The sequence below is a fragment of the Polynucleobacter sp. 80A-SIGWE genome (genome assembly GCF_018882295.1).
GTDB lineage: Bacteria > Pseudomonadota > Gammaproteobacteria > Burkholderiales > Burkholderiaceae > Polynucleobacter.
In genome coordinates, this window is the sequence record NZ_JACVOR010000002.1 from 410,182 (window position 1) to 431,681 (window position 21,500).

General features: G+C 47.2%; 15 protein-coding genes and 1 tRNA gene. 9 read left to right on the plus strand and 7 right to left on the minus strand.

The features are described from left to right. Positions 1-10: 10 nt before the first annotated feature. The gene (locus ICN25_RS06895; RefSeq protein ID WP_216180536.1) at positions 11-979 is read right to left on the minus strand and encodes a tripartite tricarboxylate transporter substrate binding protein BugE; all 969 of its coding nucleotides are present in this window, start codon (positions 977-979) and stop codon (positions 11-13) included. 185 nt (positions 980-1,164) lie between these two features. Then, a tRNA-Met gene (locus ICN25_RS06900) sits at positions 1,165-1,241 on the minus strand. 258 nt (positions 1,242-1,499) lie between these two features. On the opposite strand from ICN25_RS06900, the gene ICN25_RS06905 reads away from it, so the two are divergent. The 3 genes from ICN25_RS06905 to radA are packed head-to-tail and all read left to right on the plus strand — an operon-like array spanning position 1,500 to position 5,253. Next, complete coding sequence (locus tag ICN25_RS06905; protein ID WP_255536751.1) at positions 1,500-3,341, plus strand: potassium transporter Kup; 1,842 nt, start codon at positions 1,500-1,502, stop codon at positions 3,339-3,341. Continuing rightward, positions 3,338-3,847, plus strand: a complete 510-nt coding sequence (locus tag ICN25_RS06910) for a hypothetical protein (protein ID WP_216180542.1) — start codon at positions 3,338-3,340, stop codon at positions 3,845-3,847. Before ICN25_RS06905 ends, ICN25_RS06910 begins: the two co-directional genes overlap by 4 nt. A 41-nt stretch (positions 3,848-3,888) precedes the next feature. Continuing rightward, a complete protein-coding gene (gene radA, locus ICN25_RS06915) occupies positions 3,889-5,253 on the plus strand; it encodes a DNA repair protein RadA (RefSeq protein ID WP_216180545.1) in 1,365 nt (454 codons plus the stop codon). 13 nt (positions 5,254-5,266) lie between these two features. Here radA and prmB read toward each other — a convergent pair whose 3' ends face one another. From prmB to dapD, 3 genes are read right to left on the minus strand one after another with little or no spacing between them, the layout of a single operon-like run. Beyond that, positions 5,267-6,163 (minus strand): 50S ribosomal protein L3 N(5)-glutamine methyltransferase, encoded by an 897-nt coding sequence (gene prmB, locus ICN25_RS06920; protein WP_216180548.1) that lies wholly within the window; start codon positions 6,161-6,163, stop codon positions 5,267-5,269. Positions 6,164-6,196: 33 nt separating this feature from the next. Continuing rightward, entirely contained in the window at positions 6,197-7,348 is a 1,152-nt protein-coding gene (gene dapE / locus ICN25_RS06925; protein WP_216180551.1) for a succinyl-diaminopimelate desuccinylase, read from the minus strand. A 9-nt stretch (positions 7,349-7,357) separates the two neighbouring features. Further along, the gene (gene dapD / locus ICN25_RS06930) at positions 7,358-8,185 is read right to left on the minus strand and encodes a 2,3,4,5-tetrahydropyridine-2,6-dicarboxylate N-succinyltransferase (RefSeq protein WP_215333495.1); all 828 of its coding nucleotides are present in this window, start codon (positions 8,183-8,185) and stop codon (positions 7,358-7,360) included. A 174-nt stretch (positions 8,186-8,359) separates the two neighbouring features. Here dapD and smc point away from each other — a divergent pair, with 174 nt between their 5' ends. From smc to ICN25_RS06950, 4 genes are all read left to right on the plus strand, one after another. Further along, positions 8,360-11,881: a chromosome segregation protein SMC gene (smc, locus tag ICN25_RS06935; protein ID WP_216180555.1), complete on the plus strand. Its 3,522-nt coding sequence runs from the start codon at positions 8,360-8,362 to the stop codon at positions 11,879-11,881. 18 nt (positions 11,882-11,899) lie between these two features. Continuing rightward, positions 11,900-12,952 carry a cell division protein ZipA C-terminal FtsZ-binding domain-containing protein gene (locus ICN25_RS06940; RefSeq protein ID WP_216180558.1) on the plus strand — a complete coding sequence of 351 codons (1,053 nt, stop codon included), beginning with the start codon at positions 11,900-11,902 and terminating at the stop codon, positions 12,950-12,952. A 9-nt stretch (positions 12,953-12,961) separates the two neighbouring features. Continuing rightward, on the plus strand, positions 12,962-14,977 hold the full coding sequence (gene ligA, locus ICN25_RS06945; protein ID WP_216180561.1) for an NAD-dependent DNA ligase LigA: 2,016 nt from the start codon (positions 12,962-12,964) through the stop codon (positions 14,975-14,977). Positions 14,978-15,139: 162 nt separating this feature from the next. After that, complete coding sequence (locus ICN25_RS06950; protein WP_216180565.1) at positions 15,140-16,039, plus strand: aspartyl/asparaginyl beta-hydroxylase domain-containing protein; 900 nt, start codon at positions 15,140-15,142, stop codon at positions 16,037-16,039. 54 nt (positions 16,040-16,093) lie between these two features. On the opposite strand, the gene ICN25_RS06955 is transcribed toward ICN25_RS06950, so the two are convergent. Both ICN25_RS06955 and map read right to left on the minus strand, forming a co-directional pair. Then, on the minus strand, positions 16,094-18,691 hold the full coding sequence (locus tag ICN25_RS06955) for a [protein-PII] uridylyltransferase (protein WP_216180575.1): 2,598 nt from the start codon (positions 18,689-18,691) through the stop codon (positions 16,094-16,096). Positions 18,692-18,695: 4 nt separating this feature from the next. Next, positions 18,696-19,646 (minus strand): type I methionyl aminopeptidase, encoded by a 951-nt coding sequence (gene map, locus ICN25_RS06960; RefSeq protein ID WP_370624730.1) that lies wholly within the window; start codon positions 19,644-19,646, stop codon positions 18,696-18,698. A gap of 142 nt (positions 19,647-19,788) precedes the next feature. On the opposite strand from map, the gene rpsB reads away from it, so the two are divergent. Then, the gene (gene rpsB / locus ICN25_RS06965) at positions 19,789-20,538 is read left to right on the plus strand and encodes a 30S ribosomal protein S2 (RefSeq protein ID WP_015421433.1); all 750 of its coding nucleotides are present in this window, start codon (positions 19,789-19,791) and stop codon (positions 20,536-20,538) included. Continuing rightward, complete coding sequence (tsf, locus tag ICN25_RS06970; RefSeq protein ID WP_046330462.1) at positions 20,538-21,416, plus strand: translation elongation factor Ts; 879 nt, start codon at positions 20,538-20,540, stop codon at positions 21,414-21,416. Before rpsB ends, tsf begins: the two co-directional genes overlap by 1 nt. The last annotated feature ends 84 nt before the right edge of the window (positions 21,417-21,500 follow it).

Below are 21,500 nucleotides of genomic sequence, written 5' to 3' on the forward strand. Positions count from 1 at the left end.
GACTCAGAAATTACTCTAACTCTAATTTCTGCTTGGTAACCACATCTTTATATGTTGCATATTCGGCAGCAATCTCTTTGGAGAAAGCTTCCGGGCCATTGACGTTAATGATAGAACCAGTATCTTCGATACGCTTTCTAACTGCAGGGTCTAGCACTGCTTTTTGAGCGGCTGCATAAATCTTATCTACAACATCCTTAGGAAGTCCTGCTGGGCCTAATAGTCCGTAGTAGGCCATTCTGTTAGCCGGTGCCAAACCAACTTCAGCAAATGTTGGAACGTTTGGCAAGATCGCTAGACGTTTTGGTGCGGCAATCACAATTGGAATCAGTCTGCCATCTTTGATGAAGGGGAGGGCGGAAGGTAAGTTATCGAACATGATAGGTACTTGTCCAGCTACAACATCGATAAGGCCTGGGCCTGCGCCACGGTAAGGGATATGAACGATAAATGTTCCAGTCAAACTCTTAAACAACTCTGTTTGCATGTGACCGATGCCGCCGGTACCTGAACTTGCATAAGAATATTTACCGGGATTCTTTTTGATAACTTCAATAAACGTTTTGTAATCACGTGCTGGGAATGATGGGTTCACCACGATGACATTTGGTGTCGCAGCAATATTGGTAATCGCCGTGAAATCTTTCAGTGGGTCGTATCCAATCTTGCCGTTAATTGCTGGATTTGATGCCGTAGTAGAGATTGTTGCGATACCTAGTGTGTAACCATCTTTGGGTGCGCGCACTACTTCTAGAGCTCCAACAGAGCCGCCGCCACCTGCTTTGTTTTCGACGATGACGGATTGACCTAGTTGCTTGCTTAAAGGGTCTGCCATGCTGCGCGCAATGATGTCAGTGCTCCCGCCAGGGGCAAATGGAACAATGATCTTGATCGGTTTAGTAGGATAGTTTTGGGCTATTACACCAAAACTAATTAATGAGCCGCAGGCTAACGCGATCAATTTGCTTGCTAATGTCATTACTTAATCTCCAAAATAGGCAATTCGTGGGAATTGATTAATTCATTCCTGTATTGAGAATAGTAGACGACTGAGGGCACGGAAAATGATCTTTTCCCTTATTTGGGGCACGGCTCATTTTTTCCAAGGCTGCAGAAAAGCAAAAAGGCTTCTGAGTCAATTGACCTAGAAGCCTTCTACTTGTTTGGTTGCGGGGGCAGGATTTGAACCTACGACCTTCGGGTTATGAGCCCGACGAGCTGCCAGACTGCTCCACCCCGCGTCTGAAGCTGAAATTCTACCATTTTTTAGGGGTCCCTGTCGAGGTATGCCTTCAAATGGAGCTGAAATAAGCGGTTTTAAGGGGTAAATATCACTCCTGAGTCAGCCTGTATAAGGAGTAACATATTGCCACGCAACATTGAGATGAGGCTTATTAATGTCAGTCAGTAACCAAGAGTTTTCCCAATCCTCTTTATTGAGGCCAGTTGAGATTTCTCGGCAAGAGCATGGTCACCCAAAGGGCGCCTCTTTTTCTCTCATGCTTGCAGCAATTGGAGTGGTCTTCGGAGATATCGGAACAAGCCCTCTTTATGCGCTTAAAGAATGTTTTAGTCCAGAGCATGGCATCCCTTTTTCTAATGAGGCTGTCTATGGTGTGATTTCGATGGTTTTTTGGGCTTTCACTATTGTGGTTTCACTCAAGTACGTGATGTTTGTGATGCGTGCAAACAATCATGGTGAGGGTGGCATTCTGGCTTTGATGGCCTTAGCTTTGCGAACAGCACCTACTGGTTCCAAGCGCTCTCTGTTAATCATCATGGCCGGGGTTTTTGGTGCCTGTATGTTTTATGGAGATGCCATCATTACGCCAGCAATCTCGGTGCTTTCTGCGGTGGAAGGGCTGGAGGTGATTTCACCGGAGTTAACGCGCTTTGTTATTCCAGGCACGATTATTATTTTGGTGGCGCTATTTTTTATTCAGAAAACTGGTACCGCTGTAGTGGGTAATTTATTTGGCCCTGTGATGTTGGTCTGGTTTCTGGCCATTGGTCTGATGGGGATTTATCAGGTGATTGAGAATCCCCAAATTTTTGCGGCTATCAATCCTCTGTATGCCATTCGATTTATGGGGGAGCACGCCCTCCAGGGATTTATCGTTCTTGGCGCGGTCTTTTTGGTGCTTACAGGTGCTGAAGCGCTATATGCGGATATGGGGCACTTTGGTATCAAGCCCATACGAATGGGTTGGTTCTTATTTGTGATGCCTTGCTTGCTTTTAAATTATTTTGGTCAAGGTGCAATGTTTTTGAATCACCCCGAGAACATCACCAATCCATTTTTCTTAATGGTGCCCGATACCTTCGTAATTCCTTTGGTGATCTTAGCAACACTCGCAACCGTCATTGCCTCCCAGGCTGTAATTTCTGGCGCGTTTTCTATGACGAGTCAGGCGATCTTGCTAGGCTTTGTGCCGCGCATGAAAATTCGCCACACCTCTGATCGTGAAATCGGGCAGATCTATATGCCATTGGTGAATTGGACATTATTAGTCTTAGTGATTGCCGTGGTTCTAGCATTTAAGCAATCCGCCAATTTAGCTGCTGCCTACGGTATTGCTGTGACTACCACCATGATTGTTACGACTTTCCTCGCCGCTATTGTTATGCGCATAGTATGGCGTTGGAATACCTTATTGGTAACTCTAGTTATTAGCGCTTTCCTGATTGTTGACCTCGCTTTCTTGACAGCCAATCTTTTGAAAATCATGGAGGGTGGTTGGTTCCCATTGTTGTTGGGCGCGGCTTGTTTCCTCTTGTTAATGACTTGGTATCAAGGAAGAAAGCTGCTGCGTCAACGCGCCATGGAAGAGGGTATTGAGCTCAAGGGATTCATTGACGTGTTGATGAAAAACCCTCCCCATCGTGTAGAGGGTACTGCCATCTTTTTGACTGCTCACGTAGACTACTTGCCAGTTTCTTTCTTGCATAACCTGAAGCACAACCACGTTCTTCATGAGAGAGTTTTCTTCCTCAAAGTGAGTATTTGGGATGTCCCTTACGTTAAAGATGAAGAGCGTATTACTTTGCGAGATTTGGGAAGCAATATTTTTGTGGTCAGGGCGGTGTATGGCTTTAATGAGACGCCAGATATGGGCAGGATCATCGAGTTGATTGAGAAATCATCCGGACTTAAATTTAACTTGATGGATACCTCCTTCTTCTTATCTCGCGACACTATCGTTGCAACTGATGCCCCTGGCATGGCTTTATGGCGTGAACGTCTGTTCTGCTGGATGTATCAGAACGCCGGTCGCCAATCTGACTTCTTCAAGATTCCTGCTAATCGTTTGGTTGAGCTTGGCGCAAAGGTAGAGATTTGAGAAAGCCGATCACCTTTCGCTCGCTGCTTTCATTAGGAGCATTCCTGTTGGTTTGCTCCTTCAGCAGTCTAGTTCTTGCTACACCTGCCGAAGAAGCGCAGTTAGAGCAGCTAGATAAGATTGAAGGTGAATTGGAGTTGCAGCGCGATTGGGCTAAATATCGCTGGGATAAAAAGAATTCTGAGTGCTATCAAAATTACTGGGTCAACAGTTGCCTCAAAGATTCACGTGCTGAGTACCGCAAAGAGATAGACCCAATACGCGTGCAAGAAGTGGAGTTGCATGAAGTGCAGCGCAAGTTGCGCGCAAGCATTAAGGATCAGCGCGATGCGGCGAAGATTGCTGAACGTGCCTCTGCTGAAAAAGCAGCTGAGCGATCAGCCAACCAAAAAGAATTCGAAGAGAAGCAAAAGGCAGCAGCTGCTCGTGCAGCAGATGTTGAGCAACGCCGTAAAGATGCACCCAAGCGCGCTCAAGAGAACAAAGCGGGCACACAGCTCGATTAACTGATTTTTACTGCTGCACTCACTAATTACTAGGTAATACTTTGGCCAAGATTAAAACAATCTATATCTGTCAGTCATGCGGTGGGACCTCTGCTAAGTGGCAAGGACAGTGTCCTTCATGTCAGGCGTGGAATACGCTAGAAGAGGGCTTACCTGAGGTGAGTTCAAATACCCGCTTTCAGGGTTTAGCGCAGTCATTACCACGTCAAAAACTTTCCGCCATTTCAGCTGAAGACCTTCCTCGCTTTAGTACTGGCGTAGAAGAGTTTGATCGCGTACTGGGCGGCGGACTAGTTCCTGGAGGTGTAGTGCTCTTGGGTGGTGACCCAGGCATTGGTAAATCCACCTTATTGCTACAAGCGCTCGCTGAGATGAGTGCTGCAGGCATGAACGTCCTCTACAGTAGTGGTGAAGAATCTGCCGCTCAAATTGCGCTGCGAGCAAAACGCATTGCATTGGATGCTCCTCAATTAGAGGTGTTGGCTGAGATTCAGTTGGAAAAGTTGTTATCTATCATGGATACGGTCAAGCCACAGGTCTTGGTGGTTGACTCTATTCAGACCTTGTATTCAGAAGTGCTGAGTTCGGCTCCAGGTTCCGTTGCACAAGTTCGAGAGTGTGCCGCCCAATTAACTAGAGCTGCTAAATCCAGCGGTATCTGCGTCTTGATGGTGGGTCACGTGACCAAAGATGGTCATTTAGCTGGTCCTCGCGTGCTTGAGCATATTGTGGACACCGTTCTCTACTTTGAGGGTGATACCCATTCTTCATTTAGATTGGTGCGCTCGATTAAAAACCGTTTTGGTGCAGTCAATGAGCTCGGCGTATTTGCAATGACTGAAAAAGGTCTACGCGGAGTTGCTAACCCTTCAGCTATTTTCTTATCGCAACATGCCGAGATGGTGCCTGGCGCTTGCGTATTGGTTACACAAGAGGGTAGTCGCCCGCTCTTGGTGGAGATTCAGGCGCTCGTAGATACCGCGCATATTCCCAACCCTCGCCGCTTGGCTGTTGGTTTGGAGCAGGCGCGTTTGGCTATGCTCTTAGCGGTATTGCATCGTCATGCTGGTGTTGCGTGCTTTGATCAGGATGTCTTCTTAAATGCAGTGGGTGGCGTGAAGATCTCAGAGCCAGCAGCTGACTTGGCAGTGTTATTGGCAATTCAATCATCGATTCGCAATAAGGCTCTACCAAAAGAATTAATTGTCTTTGGTGAGGTTGGCTTGGCTGGAGAGATTCGTCCATGCCCACGTGGCCAGGAGCGCCTTAAAGAGGCGGCTAAGCTCGGCTTTACTGTGGCGATTATTCCAAAGGCCAATATGCCGAAGACGAAGATTCCGGGATTGAGGGCAATTCCAGTAGAGCGTATAGATCAAGCCATCTCTGCGGCAGCAGAGTTAAGCTAAGACAGCAATAAACTTAGCGCAAGTCTTCCGCTTGAATCAGTAACACTTGCTCATCGCCCGCAGATACTTCCATCCAAATGACGGGGATCTGCGGAAACGCTTTTTTAAAGTGCTCATACTCATTGCCAATCTCAATCAGAATGGCACCGCGCTCAGATAGATAGTCAGGAGCGCCAGCAATAATCTTGCGGATGAGATCCATCCCATCATCGCCACCAGCTAATGCGAGAGCAGGCTCCGCATGATATTCAGCGGGAAGGGTATTCATGGAATTGGCGTTGACGTAAGGCGGGTTGCAAATGATGAGATCAAAGAGGTTATCTTCATGCGGTTCTGGAAGTGCATCCCAAAGATCGCCCTCAAAAAGCTCCACTTGAGAAGTGAGGCCATGACGATCGAGATTGCGAGATGCCACTGCCAATGCAGGCAGGCTGATGTCACAGGCGCTGATATGGATATCTGGGCAAGCCATGGCTAATAAAATTGCTAGGGAGCCATTGCCTGTGCACAAATCGAGTGCTTTGCCATCTGCCGGCAGCCAAGGCTCGAGTGAGCCATCAACGATTAACTCGGCAATCCAGGAGCGGGGCACAATACTTTGCTCGCTGGAGAAAAATGGCACACCCATTAGCCAAGCTTCACCCAAAATATAGGCCAATGGCTTGCGTGAAGAGATCCGAATTTCTGCAACCTCAAATGCCTTAGCAATTTGCTCGGCGCTCATTACTTGCTCTAGGTGATCCAACGCATCAGTAGGGCTGAAGTCCAACTGCTTGCTGGCAATCCAAAGGGCTTCGCTCTGGGCGCCGATGGCGCCGTGACCATAATGTAAATCTGCTGCTTCTAGTCGTTGTGCAATTTGATCAATACATTGATCAAGCGTCAGAGATTGCTGGGGCGAAGGGTCCATTAATTTTTAGGATAAGTAATTGGCTAAAAATTCTTAAGCAATAAGTTGCTCGAGAGTCTTGCGGAAGATATTTTTGAGTGGCACAACATCATCCACAATCACGCACTCATCAATTTTGTGACTGGTTGCATTGAGCGGGCCAAACTCGACTACTTCTTTGCAGATCTTAGCAATGAAGCGACCATCGCTTGTACCGCCAGTCGTGGAGAGCTCTGTATCGATTTTAGTTTCAGCTTTGATAGCTTTGCGTAAGGCGCCAGCAAGGGCGCCATCGCCGGTAATAAATGGGCTACCGCCTAAGACCCAATCAATCTCAAAGTCGAGACCTGCTGCAGTGAGAATGCCTTCTAGACGACTGCGCAACTCTTCTGGTTTGCTCTCGGTAGAGAAGCGGAAGTTGAAATCAATCGCCAACTCACCAGGGATGACATTGTTCGCGCCAGTACCTGCATGGATATTGGAAATCTGAAAACTAGTAGGCTGGAAATACTGATTACCTTTATCCCACTCGGTTTCAACTAGCGCTTGAATTGCTGGTGCTGAAAGATGGATGGGATTTTTGCCTAGGTGAGGGTAGGCGATATGCGCCTGAATACCTTTGACCCTAAGCTTGCCTGAGAGGGAGCCACGACGACCATTCTTAATCATGTCGCCCAATTGGTCGACTGAGGTTGGCTCGCCAATGACGCAGTAATCTAAACGTTGCCCCTGTTTTTGCAGGCGCTCGCACATGATGACAGTGCCATCATTGGCTGGACCTTCTTCATCGCTGGTAATCAAAAAGGCAATAGAGCCTTTGTGATTTGGATGGGTGATTACGAATTCTTCTGTAGCAACTACAAATGCTGCAAGAGAGGTTTTCATGTCCGCAGCGCCACGGCCATAGAGCATGCCGTCACGAATGGTTGGAGTAAATGGATCATTAGTCCATTTTTCGAGCGGGCCAGTAGGTACTACGTCAGTGTGACCGGCAAACATCAAGACTTCGCCTTGATCACCGCTGACACCCTTTTTGATTGCCCAAAGATTGGTTACCTGAAAACTCTCAGGACCACTAACAACGCTCTCAGTATGAAAACCTATTGCTTGAAGGCGTTTAGCAATGAGCTCCTGGCAGCCCCCGTCCGCTGGGGTTACCGAGCGGCAGGAGATAAGGGCTTCAGTAAGCTCAAGGGTAGCGCTCATAAATTCAGCTTAATCGCGTAAGAGTTCGTTAATGGCAGTCTTGGCTCTAGTTTGAGCATCAACCTTTTTCACGATGATCGCAGCGTACAGGCTGTACTTGCCACAAGCAGAAGGGAGTGAGCCAGGAACCACAACAGAACCTGCTGGTACACGGCCGTAATGGATCTCACCAGTTTCACGGTCGTAGATCTTGGTGCTTTGACCAATGTATACGCCCATAGAGAGAACAGCGTTTTCTTCAATAACCACACCTTCAACGACCTCAGAACGGGCGCCAATAAAGCAGTTATCTTCAATAATGACTGGGCCAGCTTGAATTGGCTCTAAAACACCGCCAATACCAACGCCACCAGATAGGTGGACGTTCTTACCAATTTGAGCGCATGAGCCTACTGTTGCCCAGGTATCCACCATGGTGCCTTCGCCTACATAAGCGCCAATATTGACGTAAGAAGGCATTAAAACGGCATTCTTGCCAATAAATGAGCCACGGCGAGCCATTGCAGGGGGGACTACACGGAAGCCGCCATTAGCGAAGTCTTCAGCGGTGTAGTGCTCAAACTTGCTTGGCACCTTGTCGTAGAACTGGGTATAGCCGCCAGCGCCCATGGGTTTGTTGTCTTCCAGGCGGAAAGACAGCAAAACAGCCTTCTTGACCCACTGGTTTACTTCCCATTTGCCGACGCTACGGCGCTCAGCCACACGAATGCTGCCTGTATTCAGGCCTTCGAGTACGGCGTTCACGGCATTGCGAATTTCTCCAGAAACGGCCTCAGGAGACAGGTTTGCGCGGTTTTCCCAGGCTTGTTCGATGATGCTTTGTGGTGATTGGCTCATGCTTTTCAGTTAACTATCAGATTGTTAAGGGGTTTTGCCCCTGGAAGTAGATTAATCATTATATCGGTGGGGCAAAAACCCGTGTGAGGAGCCCTAAGCTTGCTATCATCTTCCCACTTTAGTAATAATTTTTACCCCCTTATTTGAACCCCTTTTTTCCCTGCAAAGTACGCCGTGCAACTGAAATCCATCAAACTTTCCGGCTTTAAGTCCTTCGTCGATCCAACCCATTTCGAAATGCCAGGTCAATTGATCGGTGTTGTGGGTCCTAACGGTTGCGGAAAGTCGAACATTATTGACGCGGTACGTTGGGTTTTGGGTGAGTCTCGCGCTAGTGAATTGCGTGGCGAATCGATGCAGGACGTTATTTTTAACGGTTCCGGTTTACGTAAACCATCTGGCCGTGCCAGCGTGGAACTCATTTTTGATAATTCTGAAGGGCGCGCTCAAGGTCAGTGGAGTGCTTTTACAGAATTAGGTATCAAACGTGTTCTGACGCGTGATGGCAATTCTAGTTATTACGTTAATAATCAAGTTGTTCGTCGCAAAGATATTCAAGATATTTTCTTGGGTACTGGTATGGGTCCAAGAGGCTACGCCATCATCGGACAAGGAACGATCAACCGCATCTTAGAAGCAAAGCCAGAAGAGCTCCGTGTTTTCTTAGAAGAGGCTGCGGGTGTTTCTAAATATAAAGAGCGTCGTAAAGAAACCGCTTCTCGTCTTGAAGATACAAAAGAAAACTTAGTACGCGTAGAAGATATTTTGCGTGAGCTCGATCAACAGCTCACCCGCTTAGAGAAGCAGGCAACCGTAGCCGAGCGCCATGCTGAGCTATCTACTGAGATGAAGTCCCAGCAGCAGTTGCTCTGGTTTGTGCGTCAGACTGAGGCTGGTAAAGAGCAAGAGCGTCATGCAAACGGCATTCGTGACACGCAGGTGAGTTTAGAAGAGCAGACTGCAAAAATGCGTCATGCTGAAACTGAGCTTGAGACTATGCGTACCGAACAGTACGCATTGCAAGATAAAGTTTCTCAAGCTCAAGGCGATTTGTATCAAACAAATGCTGATGTCAGCCAAGTAGAGTCACAGATTCGTTACGTGCAAGAAGCACGTCAGCGTCTGCAACAGCAATCCCAAGATTTACAAGCGCAACTGCAACGTTGGACTGTTCAAGAAACTGATGCTGCGCAAGCGCAGCGTACCGCTGAGCAAGAGCTCAGCTTAGCTGCAGAAAAAGAGCAGACATTAATTGCTGATTTATCTGGCTTACAAGAGCAAATGCCAGCTCGCGAAGAAGCTTATCAAGTTCAAGTACGCGAACTCAATGATGCCCGTGAGAACTTGGCCACGATTGATCAGCGCTTAGCAAGTTTGGGTGAGCGAGTTAAAGCTATCACTACACAAGTTGAAGAACTCAAAGGGCGCGATACCCGTCTTGAGGCAGAGCTTGCTGGTATGCGTAGACCCGATGCTGAAGCATTGCAAATGGCAATTGATCGTCATGCGATGGCACAACGTAAGGTTGATGAAGCAAGACAAAAAGCAGGTGAGGCGCAACAACGTGTCCCGGCTGCTGATGAAGCCCGTAATACTGCGCAACAACAGATTCAGTCGGCTAACCAAGAGCTGGCTCAAACCGAAGCAAAACTCACTGCACTAACAGCCTTGCAAGCCAGCGTTCAAGCTCAAGGCAAGATCGGCCCATGGCTTGAGAGCAAAGGCTTAAAAGAGAGTAAACGTTTGTGGCAAGAGCTCAAGGTAGAGAGTGGTTGGGAAGCTGCCTTGGAGTCCGTATTGCGCGAGCGCTTAGCCGCCGTTACCGCTAAAAGCGTTCAAGAAACTTTAGCTTTAGCGAATGACGCTCCTCCAAGTCGTTTAGCAATTTTGCTAACAGAAGATATTTCTCCTGCGCACACTACTGTGCCAGCGGATTTCATTCCTCTGTTAACCCGTGTTCAGAGCGCAGGTGCACCGCGTGTTGCTGCTGTATTGCAGGAGTGGTTAGACAATATCTATATTGCTAATAGCCTGGAAGATGCATTGCATCGTCGCGAGAAGTTACCTGCTGGCGGTGCTTTTGTTACTCAACAAGGCCATTTAGTGAGTCGTGTGGGCGTGCAGTTGTACGCAGCCGACTCTGAGCAGGCAGGTATGTTGGCACGTGCTCAAGAGATGGAAGGTCTCGAGAAGCAATTGCGTGCACAGAAACTCATTCAAAGTGAACTGCAAAGTGAGTTGGATCAATGTGCTGCTAACTATCAGGCTGCCCACCAAACTGCTGAACAAACTCGCATCGCTGCTGAGCAAGCTGTACAAGAAGTGCACGGCTTTGAAGTGGAAAGAATGCAACTAACTCAAGCTGAAGAAAAGTACAGTCAACGCGCTGAACAAATTCAGGGTGAGTTAAGCGAGTTGCGTCAGCAAATGGAGCAATTGATTCAAACTCAAGAGCAATCATCAGAAGAGTTTGCTCAGTCAGAAGAGTCTAAACAAGGCCTGCAAGAAAATCTCGCCATCGCTCAAGAAAAACTTGAGTTGGCCACCCAAGAGCGTGACCGTCTCCGTGAAGCCTTACGCTCATCTGAGATGTCAGCTCAAGAAGCGGCATTTGCAACCCGTTCCTTACAGCAACGTATTGCTGACTTGCAACGCGATCAAAGTACTGCGCGCGTGCAGATCATGGAAATTCAGGATAAGCAGGCTACTTCCGAGCAAGAACTTGAAACTCTCAGCGATGAAGAGGCTCAAGATAAATTGCAGGGCCTCTTACTGGCTCGCAGTGCTCGTGAAGCTGCATTGGCCAATGCCCGTACAGAACAAGATGCTTTATTGCATCAATTGCGTGAAGCGGATGAAGTGCGCCTGCAGATTGAGCGCAGTCTTCAGCCAATGCGGGACAAAGTGGTTGATTTGCAGTTGCGTGAACAAGCTGCTCGTTTGAACTTTGAGCAGTTTGCAACCTTACTCTCAGACGCTGAGGCCGACCTAACTGCATTAGAGGCAAGCTTTAGCCCTGACCTTAAAGTAGGCGCTTTGCAAAGCGAAGTAACTCGCCTTGGTAATGAGATTCAATCATTAGGTCCGGTGAATATGGCTGCCTTGGATGAGCTTTCAAGTTCACGTGAGCGCAAGCAGTTCTTGGATGCGCAATCCGCCGACTTGAACGAAGCGATGCAGACTTTGACGGATGCGATTGCCAAGATTGATGCGGAAACCCGTGATCTCTTGCAAGGCACGTTTGATCAGGTCAATACCCACTTCGGAAAACTGTTCCCAGAGTTATTCGGTGGCGGTCATGCTGAGTTGGTAATGACTGGTGAAGAGATTTTGGATGCTGGCGTTCAAGTTATGGCTCAGCCTCCAGGCAAGAAGAACAGTTCGATCTACTTACTCTCTGGTGGCGAAAAGGCTTTGACTGCAATTGCTCTGGTCTTCTCCTTATTCCTCCTCAATCCTGCACCATTCTGCTTGCTCGATGAGGTGGATGCGCCGTTGGATGATGCGAACACCTTGCGTTATGCGCAGATGGTTGCCAAAATGTCTAACAAGACTCAATTTGTATTCATCTCACATAACAAGATCACTATGGAAATTGCTCATCAGTTGATTGGTGTCACCATGCAAGAGCAGGGTGTATCTCGTATTGTTGCGGTGGATATTTCTTCTGCGGTATCTATGGTGGAGGCAGCTTAAGTGGATCTAGAGCAATTCATGACAATGTTGGGTTTGTCTGACTTGCAGTTCGCTTTGGCCGTTATTGGCCTACTGATTCTTATTTCAGTCGCCATTCTGAATCTCAAATACGCCCGAGCTCGCCGTAAGGCAAGAGCTGCCGGCGAATACTCTGCTGACGATCGCTTTACAAAGGAACCTTCTTTTGGACCAGGCTTTGCTGAGGCTGAAGAGCGTGCGGAACCTTCTTTTGGGGAGATTGCAATTTCAACGCCATCTGCTCCAGAAAGTTTTTCAATTGATCCCCGTATTGATTGCGTTATCACTCTGCGTTTTGATGAAGGTATCAGTGGCGCTGAAATCCTAGAAGAAATCAATGCTTGGAATGATGCGCCTACAACTTCCGCTGCGCGTTGGATGTGCGAAGGTTTGAATGCAGATCTTGACGCTGCCGAAGATTGGGAAGCCTTGCGCTCAGAGGCTTCTTATTCTGAGTTGCAGCTAGCAATTCAGTTGGCTAGCCGCCGTGGTCCGATTGGTGTTTTGGAGTTATCAGATTTTTGTTCTCGCGCTCAAGCGCTTGCAGAAACTCTGGGTTCTCAGATTGATATGCCAAGCGTGAGTACCATGCTCGATAGCGCTAAAGAACTCGATGCTATGGCTGCAGAGAGTGATATTCAATTAAGCATCAACGTTCTATTTGACGAGGCAACTCCTGGTGCTAATTTTGATGCTCTGATGCGTAAGCGCGGCTTTAGGCTTTCTCGTAATGGTCGTGCCTATGAGTTCTTTAGCAATGGCGCCCTGATTTTTACTAGCGCAGAAATTGATCCTAATGCGCCCGTTAAACAAGTGACCTTACTGCTTGAAGTGCCCTTGGTATCTCAGGATGAACGTGCTTTTGAGCGCATGCTAGGCGAAGGTATTGAGATCGCTCAAGCTGCCCACGGTCGCTTGGTAGATGACAATGGCATTAATTTGACTGAGGCTGCGGTGATTAGTATTCGTCAGCATCTCGATGTCTTGTATGCCAATCTTGAGAAGGGTGGCGTTCCAGCTGGCTCTTCCACTGCCAGCAGACTCTTTAGCTAAGGAATCGCTTTGTCGTCCTCTAGTCCGACAAATTTAGCGGATCGCTACGCGTTCTTGCAATCAGAGTTGGCACGCTTAGAGCATGCCTACTACGTTCTTGATAACCCAATAGTTCCTGATAGTGAGTACGACCGCCTCTATCGCGACTTACTTGATATTGAGTCTGCCCATCCTGAGTGGGTGACCGCTGATTCGCTCTCGCAAAGAGTGGGTGGTACCGCTCTCAAAGAATTTGATTCGGTGACACATGCAGTGCCAATGCTTTCGTTAAACAATGCATTTGAAGACGCTGAGCTGATTGCCTTTGATCGTCGTTGTCGTGAAGGTCTGCACGTCGACCAGGTAGATTACGCGGGAGAACTCAAATTTGATGGCCTAGCAATCTCACTACGCTATGAGCATGGCTCATTAGTCAGGGCAGCCACTCGTGGAGATGGTGCTAGTGGTGAAGACGTTACAGCTAACATCAAAACCATTCGTGCCATTCCTCTTAAATTGTCGGGAGATAATTTTCCTGCAGTCCTAGAGGTACGCGGTGAAGTCTTTATGTATCTCAAAGACTTCCAGAAGATGAATCAGCAAGCTGCCGCGCAGGGTGAGAAAGAATTCGCTAACCCTCGCAATGCTGCAGCAGGGAGCTTGCGCCAACTAGACTCTAAAATCACCGCCAAAAGACCATTGTCATTCTTCGCATATGGCTTAGGTGCGCTAGACCCACAATCTTGGTTACCAAAAACCCATGAAGAATTACTCAATGCCTACGTCAAGCTGGGCTTGCCGGTTTGCTCAGAGCGACGTGTGCTTAAGTCGGTAGAAGATATTTTGGCTTTCTATAACGAGGTAGGCGCCAAACGCGATTCTTTACCTTACGACATTGATGGCGTGGTCTACAAGGTCAATGCTTTTGAAGAGCAAGCCAAGCTTGGCTTTGTATCTAGGGCTCCACGCTTTGCTTTAGCTCATAAGTTCCCGGCGCAAGAAGCCCTAACTACCGTTCTTGGAATAGATGTGCAAGTAGGGCGCACTGGCGCCATCACCCCTGTTGCAAGACTTGCTCCGGTAGAAGTAGGCGGAGTTACTGTTACCAACGCTACCCTCCACAATGAAGACGAAGTGAAGCGCAAAGACGTGCGCATTGGCGATACCGTTTCCGTTAGAAGAGCGGGGGATGTTATTCCGGAAGTCGTTTCTGTGGTCAAGGAGCGTCGACCAAATAATGCGCAAGAGTTTGTCATGCCAACAAATTGCCCTGTATGTGATTCACATATAGAGCGATTAGCAGATGAAGCAGTTGCCCGTTGTAGTGGCGGCCTATTCTGCGGCGCACAGCGTAAGCAAGCATTAATTCATTTTGCCCATAGAAGAGCTTTAGACATTGAAGGCTTGGGCGAGAAGATTGTTGATCAATTAGTTGATCACAATCTGGTTCGAACGCCGGCTGATCTGTATCGCCTAGGATTTACTGCCATTGCGAACCTGGAGCGCATGGGGGAGAAGTCTGCCGATAACCTCATCGCAGCAATAAATCAATCCAGAAACACTACGTTGGCGAGATTCATCTTTGCATTGGGTATTCGTCATGTGGGCGAGACTACCGCCAAAGACTTGGCTAATCACTACCAATCCATGCATGCCTTAATGGATGCAAGCCTCGAAGACTTGCTAACGGTTAAGGATGTTGGCCCCGTTGTAGCCGACTCCATCACCAGCTTTATGGGGGAAGCTCATAACCGTGAAGTGATTGAACAACTCCTGGCTTCAGGAATGCAGCTATCTGTTGAGGAAAAAATCATCAGTGCAGCCGTAGTAGGAAAAACCTTTGTGCTCACAGGCACATTCCCGACGATGACAAGGGATGAGGCTAAGGATCTTCTTGAAAAGGCGGGCGCAAAAGTCGCTGGATCTGTTTCAAAGAAAACCGACTACGTAGTTGCAGGATCAGATGCTGGTAGTAAGCTCGTTAAAGCAGAGGAGTTGGGTATTTCAGTGATTGATGAGGCGGTTATGTTGGAGTTGTTGAGGTAATGCCTCCTTATTTATGACTCGTCAAGAGCATTCAGTGCATTTGGTAATCGATAATTTCATCTGTGGCTAAAAGCTATAATTACTAGAAATGTTTTTGCTCTGTTTCCATTGGCCTTAGAGGCAACTAGATAAAGCAAATAAAAATTTCAGGGGTGATTTTTTTTGAAGTGGATTTTATTATTTCTCTGGGTGTCATCGATACTCTTCTCCCATTTCCGTGGGCGAGTGCGATTACCCTTAAATCGCCTCTTTTTAGATCATTCGGTTATATTTGCCCCCATCAATGCGGTAATGATCTTTTTTTCAAAAGTACCCACAACCCCATATGTCTCTGTCAGTGAATTTCCTGAGCTAAAAGTCCTTGAGGATAATTGGCAGGTATTTCGTGAAGAAGCTTTAAATTTATCTAAAATGCAGCGAATTAAAGCATCGGAAAACCATGACGATATAGGCTTTGGCTCTTTCTTTCAGTATGGGTGGAAACGTTTTTATTTGAAATGGTACGGAGCCAACCATCCATCTGCGGCTGAATTTTGCCCAAATACTTTTTCGATACTGAAATCCATCCCTTCAGTTAAGGCTGCCATATTTGCTGAGCTACCTGCAGGCGGTAGGCTCAATAAGCATCGAGACCCATATGCAGGTTCCTTGCGCTTCCACCTTGGCTTAATTACCCCTAATGATGATTCTTGTTTTATTGAGGTTGACGGTCAAAGATATAGTTGGCGCGATGGTGAGGGTGTCATTTTTGATGAAACCTATATCCATGAGGCTCATAACAAGACGGCCGAGTCGCGCATTATTCTGTTTTGCGATATTGAGCGCCCAGTGACTTCTTCATTTGTAGCTATGATTAATAAATGGTTTAGCAAAAATATAATGACGGCAGGTAGTTCGCCAAATGATATTCGTGATCGAACTGGGGTCGTTAATAAGTTAGCTCATTTTCATCATAAGTTTGAGAAAAGACGCAGAGAATTTAAGAGGCGCAATCTTGCCGCTTATAAAATAACTAAATATTTTTGTATTTTTTTATTAATACTTTCGTTTATTTTCTTTTGAATAAATTAGCAGCCCGCGTATTCAGCGGGCATTGCAAAAGCTACAGGGGCTAGACTAGATCCCTAAGGCCTCTAATAAGTCAGTTTCTAACAAGATCTGTAGCTTGGGATTCTTGCTCAAGTTAGCTGCATCCAAGAGAAATACGTCTTCTACTCGTTCACCAAGGGTATTGATGCGCGCGGTGTGAAGTGAAACCTGATGCTTCGCTAGCACTCTAGAGATTGCATAGAGCAATCCAGTTCGATCGCTTGCTGAAAGAGAGAGCGCATAGTAATGACCGCGTTCATCTGGAATCATGTGCACGCGTGGCTGAATCGGGAAGGTGCGAGATTGCCTTGAGAGCCTTCCCATGCTTGGCGATGGCAAGGGATCATTATTTTGTAATGCAGCTGTGAGCTCGTACTCCACCAATTGAATGAGGTCACGGTAGCTTCCGCCTTCATCAACTAAATTACTGCCTGATATCTGGAATGTATCCAGTGCATATCCATGCTTTGTTGTATGAATGCGGGCATCCCAAATTGAGAAGCCATGGCGTTCAAAATAAGCACAAATTCTTGCGAACAAGTCTTCTTGGTCTTTGACGTAAACCGCAATTTGCAAGCCTTCGCCAACTGGAGAAAGCCTGGCGCGCACAACCGGATTTTCACTATCGACCTTATTAAATAGATGGCGTGTTAACCAGGCAATATCAGCGGCATCTTGGCGCAGGAAGAAGGCAACGTCTAATTTCTTCCAGAGATTGTCGTAAGCAGCATCTTCAATGCCATAAAGCCTTAGTTTGGCGCGGGATTCTTCTTGATGCTGTGCAAGCTCTGAAGAGGCGTCTGGCTTCGCGCCACCTAATACACGAAGGGTTACGCGATAGAGATCTTCTAGTAGCTTACCTTTCCAGGCATTCCATACTTTAGGACTGGTTCCACGGACATCGGCAACCGTTAATAGGTATAGCGCGGTGAGATGGCGCTCATCACCCACCTTATTGGCAAATGCTTGCACCACTTCTGGATCGGTAATATCTTTTTTCTGGGCAACTTGACTCATGTTCAGATGCTCTGCAACCAACCAAACCAAGAGCTCGGTATCCGCTTTGTCTAAACCATGGTCTTTTGCAAACTTGCGCATGTCTGCTTTGCCAAGTTCAGAGTGATCGCCGCCACGGCCTTTGGCAATGTCATGAAAGAGAGCGGCAATAACCAATAACCAGGGTTTCTCAAAATGGGCAATCAGACTGCTGCAGAAAGGAAATTCATGCGTATGCTCAACCACCATAAAGCGGCGCACATTACGAAGCACCATGAGGATATGTTGGTCAACTGTATAGACGTGAAATAAGTCATGCTGCATCTGACCAACGATTTTTCTGAATGCGGGCAGATAGCGACCGAGTACGCTGGTACGGTTCATGAGTTGGAAGGCGCGACTCACTCCTTCGGGCTCTTTCAGGATTTCAATAAAGAGTGCACGGTTGACCGGATCTTTGCGCCATTTGCTATCCATCTTCTGACGCGCGTTGTATAGCGCTCTAAAGATCGTTGCGGATAGGCTCTTGACATTGGCTGTTTGCGCAAACACCAAGAAGGTGCGCAGAATTTGCTCTGGGTGCTTCTGAAACAGCTCGGGATCAGTAATGTCCAAAACACCTTGGCGCTCTATAAAGCACTCATTGCCTTCACCGGCGATGGCATGAGTCGTTTTGGATTCTTGAGGGAAGAGTAGCGCTTCAATGTTTTGCAGTAGTACGTCATTTAATTGGCTGACGGCTTTGGCTGCCCAATAGTAGCGACGCATAATCGCTTCACTAGCTAGCCTGGAGGAGTCCTCCTTAACGCCCGTTGCTGCGGCAAGCGGTGCCTGCAAGTCAAAGGCCAATACATCCTGCCTACGTTTAGCTAGGAGATGCAAGTTAGCACGCAGGGTTTCTAAAAAACGCTGGTTGCGATTGAGCTCAGTTAACTCTCGTTGAGTTATGAGGCCAGCAAGACTGAGATCTTTAAATGTATTACCTAGGTGCGCTGCTTTACTGACCCAGGAAATCACCTGTAAATCACGCAAACCACCAGGACTCTCTTTGCAATTTGGCTCTAAAGAGTAGGGCGTGTCTTGGTATTTGTAGTGACGCTGAATTTGTTCTGCAAGCTTCGCCTGAAAGAATACCTTTGGATCCATGGCTGCTTCAAATGCTTTTTCAAAGTCTTTAAAGAGTTGTTTATTGCCGCACAGTAATCGTGCCTCTAAGAGTGATGTGCGTACAGTGACATCCTGCTCAGATTCGGACATGCATTCTGCGGTATTCCGCACTGAAGAGCCTATCTCCAAGCCCATATCCCAGCAGCTGGCAATAAATTGTTCAACCTGTTTTGATAAAGCGAGCGCTTGGTTTTCTTCGGCTGGGAGCAGAATAAGAATATCAATATCAGAATGGGGGAATAAAGCATTCCTTCCATATCCGCCAACGGCAATCAAGCTAGCTTGATTGCTTAAGCCACAGCCATTCCAGAGGTGGGCGAGTACTTGATCGCTCATCTTGGTAAGTTGTTTGGTTAACCTACCTACGGACTGTGTTTTTCTAAACTCGTCGTATGCAATTTCTCGAGCTGCACGCAGGCTAGCTGCATCAGTAATATTGCTGGCTGCCCGGGGCTCATTCATGAATTTATGCGTTTACTAGACTTGGTCTAAATGAAAGACCTTTAACGCAATCAGGGATCGGATTGCTTCCCTCTGACCAAGTTAATACCTCAACCCCAGTAGCGGTTACCAAGAGCGTGTGTTCCCATTGCGCAGAGAGACTGCGATCTTTGGTTTTCACAGTCCATTGATCAGGCATGGTGCGAATGTCTCGCTTGCCCGCATTAATCATCGGCTCGATGGTAAAGGTCATTCCTTCTTTTAATTTCTCACCTGTGCCAGGGCGGCCATAGTGAAGAATCTGTGGATCTTGATGAAAGACTTTGCCAATGCCATGACCGCAATATTCACGGACAACGGAGTAGCCAGCATTTTCAGCATGGGTCTGAATGACGTGGCCAATATCGCCTAGTGAAGCACCCGGTTTGACTTGGGCGATGCCAAGCCACATGCATTCAAAAGTAATTTGGGTCAGGCGTTTCGCTAATACCGAAACTTCCCCAACCATAAACATACGACTGGTATCGCCGTAGTAGCCATCGGGTGTAATGACAGTGATGTCGAGATTTACGACATCACCGGTTTTTAGAATCTTCTCACCAGGAATGCCATGACAAATCACATCATTAACCGAGGTGCAGATGGATGCTGGAAAGGGTGGGTAGCCTGGTGGCTGGTAATTGAGTGGGGCTGGAATGGTTTTTTGGATATCGCGCATGTATTCATGACAAATGCGATCAAGCTCGGCCGTACTGACTCCAGCTTTGACGTGTGGGGCAACGTGGTCAAGAACTTCACTGGCTAAGCGGCCAGCTTCGCGCATCCCTTGGATGTCTTTTTCGGCGGTAAATACACTATTCATGCCTTGATTATCAACGACTTGGCAGTTTTTGGCAGATCTGTAGTGCTTAAAAATTGGGCAAATAACCCATTTGATGGCATTTCCCAGGGGATTTAGATGGCTTGGGCGGGGTATGAGGGGTCTAGGTGATTGATATTTAAGCTATAATTTCGCTCTCAGGTCAATTTTGATCTGAAATCGCGGGTTGAGCCTTCCAGGGTGGCGTTTTTTAGCGCAGCTAGGACTCAATCTTAGAAATTAACCCTTAGGAGAAGTTATGTCAGTAACTATGCGTCAAATGCTGGAAGCCGGTTGCCATTTTGGTCACCAAACCCGTTTCTGGTCCCCAAGAATGGCCCCTTACATTTTCGGCCATCGCAACAAAATTCACATCATCAACTTAGAAAAAACATTGCCAATGTTTCAGGACGCCCTGAAATTTGCAAAACAAGTTGCTGCTAATCGTGGAACTATCTTATTCGTTGGTACTAAGCGTCAATCACGCGAGATCATTGCTGAAGAAGCTGCTCGTGCTGGCATGCCTTACATCGACAGCCGTTGGTTGGGCGGTACACTCACAAACTTCAAAACTGTTAAAGGTTCCCTCAAGCGTTTGAAGGACATGGCTGTTGCTAAAGAAGCTGGCGATTGGGAAAAGCTCTCCAAAAAAGAAGCATTGACTAATGATCGCGATCTCGACAAGTTGCAAAAAGCGCTTGGCGGTATTCAAGATTTGAACGGCGTTCCTGATGCGATTTTCGTAGTGGACGTTGGCTATCACAAGATTGCTATTACCGAAGCTAACAAGCTTGGTATTCCTGTTATCGCTGTGGTTGATACCAACCACTCACCAGAAGGTGTTGATTACATCATCCCTGGTAACGATGACTCCAGCAAAGCTGTTCTTCTCTACGCTCGTGGCATTGCTGATGCAATCCTCGAAGGTAAATCAAACTCTGTTCAAGAAATCTTGACTGCCGTTAAAGAAGGCGAAGAAGAGTTTGTTGAAGAAGGGAAAGCTGAATAATGGCCGCTATTACCGCTGCAATGGTTGGCGAGTTACGCGCCAAGACTGATGCTCCGATGATGGAGTGCAAAAAAGCATTGACTGAAGCTGATGGCGATATGGCTCGTGCGGAAGAAATTCTGCGTGTAAAGCTCGGTAGCAAAGCTGGTAAGGCGGCATCCCGCGTTACTGCTGAAGGTATTGTTGCTTCAGCGATCAATGGCACTACAGGTACTTTGCTTGAAGTGAACTGCGAGACTGACTTCGTTTCAAAGAATGATGATTTCTTGGCATTTACACAAGCCTGTGCAAATCTGATTTCTGAAAAGAATCCAGCTGACGTTGCTGCATTACTTGCATTGCCAATGAATGGTCAAACTGTTGATGAAGTTCGTAGCGCCTTGATCGGTAAGATCGGCGAGAACATCATGCCACGTCGCTTCAAGCGTTTCGCTGGTAGCAACAAGTTGGTTTCTTATCTCCACGGTACTCGTATTGGCGTTATGGTTGAGTTCGAAGGTGATGAGACTGCAGCTAAAGACGTAGCAATGCACATTGCTGCAATGAAGCCGGTGGCTTTGTCGATGGCTGATGTTCCTGCTGAAGCAATTGCTGTTGAGCGTAGTGTTGCTGTTCAAAAAGCTGCTGAATCTGGCAAACCACCAGAAATCGTTGAGAAGATGGTTGAAGGTTCTATTCAGAAATACCTCAAAGAGGTTTCTTTGTTGAACCAAACTTTCGTTAAAAACGACAAGCAATCTGTTGAGCAAATGCTCAAAGCTGCAAATACAACAATCAAGGGTTTCACCATGTTTGTTGTAGGTGAGGGCATTGAGAAGCGTCAAGACGACTTTGCGGCTGAAGTTGCTGCACAAGTGGCTGCTGCTAAAGGCGCTTAATTAGCTCCAAAACTGCTGGGCTTGCCCAGTAAGGCTGTAATACCCAAAAGGGCATGGAAATCTCGGTTTCTATGCCCTTTTGTT

Excerpts from the sequence above, each read along its gene's own strand:
- ICN25_RS06895 (WP_216180536.1), bottom strand. The coding sequence starts at position 979 with ATGACATTAGCAAGCAAATTGATCGCGTTAGCCTGCGGCTCATTAATT.
- ICN25_RS06905 (WP_255536751.1), top strand. The coding sequence starts at position 1,500 with ATGCTTGCAGCAATTGGAGTGGTCTTCGGAGATATCGGAACAAGCCCT.
- prmB (WP_216180548.1), bottom strand. The coding sequence starts at position 6,163 with ATGGACCCTTCGCCCCAGCAATCTCTGACGCTTGATCAATGTATTGAT.
- dapE (WP_216180551.1), bottom strand. The coding sequence starts at position 7,348 with ATGAGCGCTACCCTTGAGCTTACTGAAGCCCTTATCTCCTGCCGCTCG.
- dapD (WP_215333495.1), bottom strand. The coding sequence starts at position 8,185 with ATGAGCCAATCACCACAAAGCATCATCGAACAAGCCTGGGAAAACCGC.
- ICN25_RS06940 (WP_216180558.1), top strand. The coding sequence starts at position 11,900 with ATGACAATGTTGGGTTTGTCTGACTTGCAGTTCGCTTTGGCCGTTATT.
- ICN25_RS06955 (WP_216180575.1), bottom strand. The coding sequence starts at position 18,691 with ATGAATGAGCCCCGGGCAGCCAGCAATATTACTGATGCAGCTAGCCTG.
- rpsB (WP_015421433.1), top strand. The coding sequence starts at position 19,789 with ATGTCAGTAACTATGCGTCAAATGCTGGAAGCCGGTTGCCATTTTGGT.
- tsf (WP_046330462.1), top strand. The coding sequence starts at position 20,538 with ATGGCCGCTATTACCGCTGCAATGGTTGGCGAGTTACGCGCCAAGACT.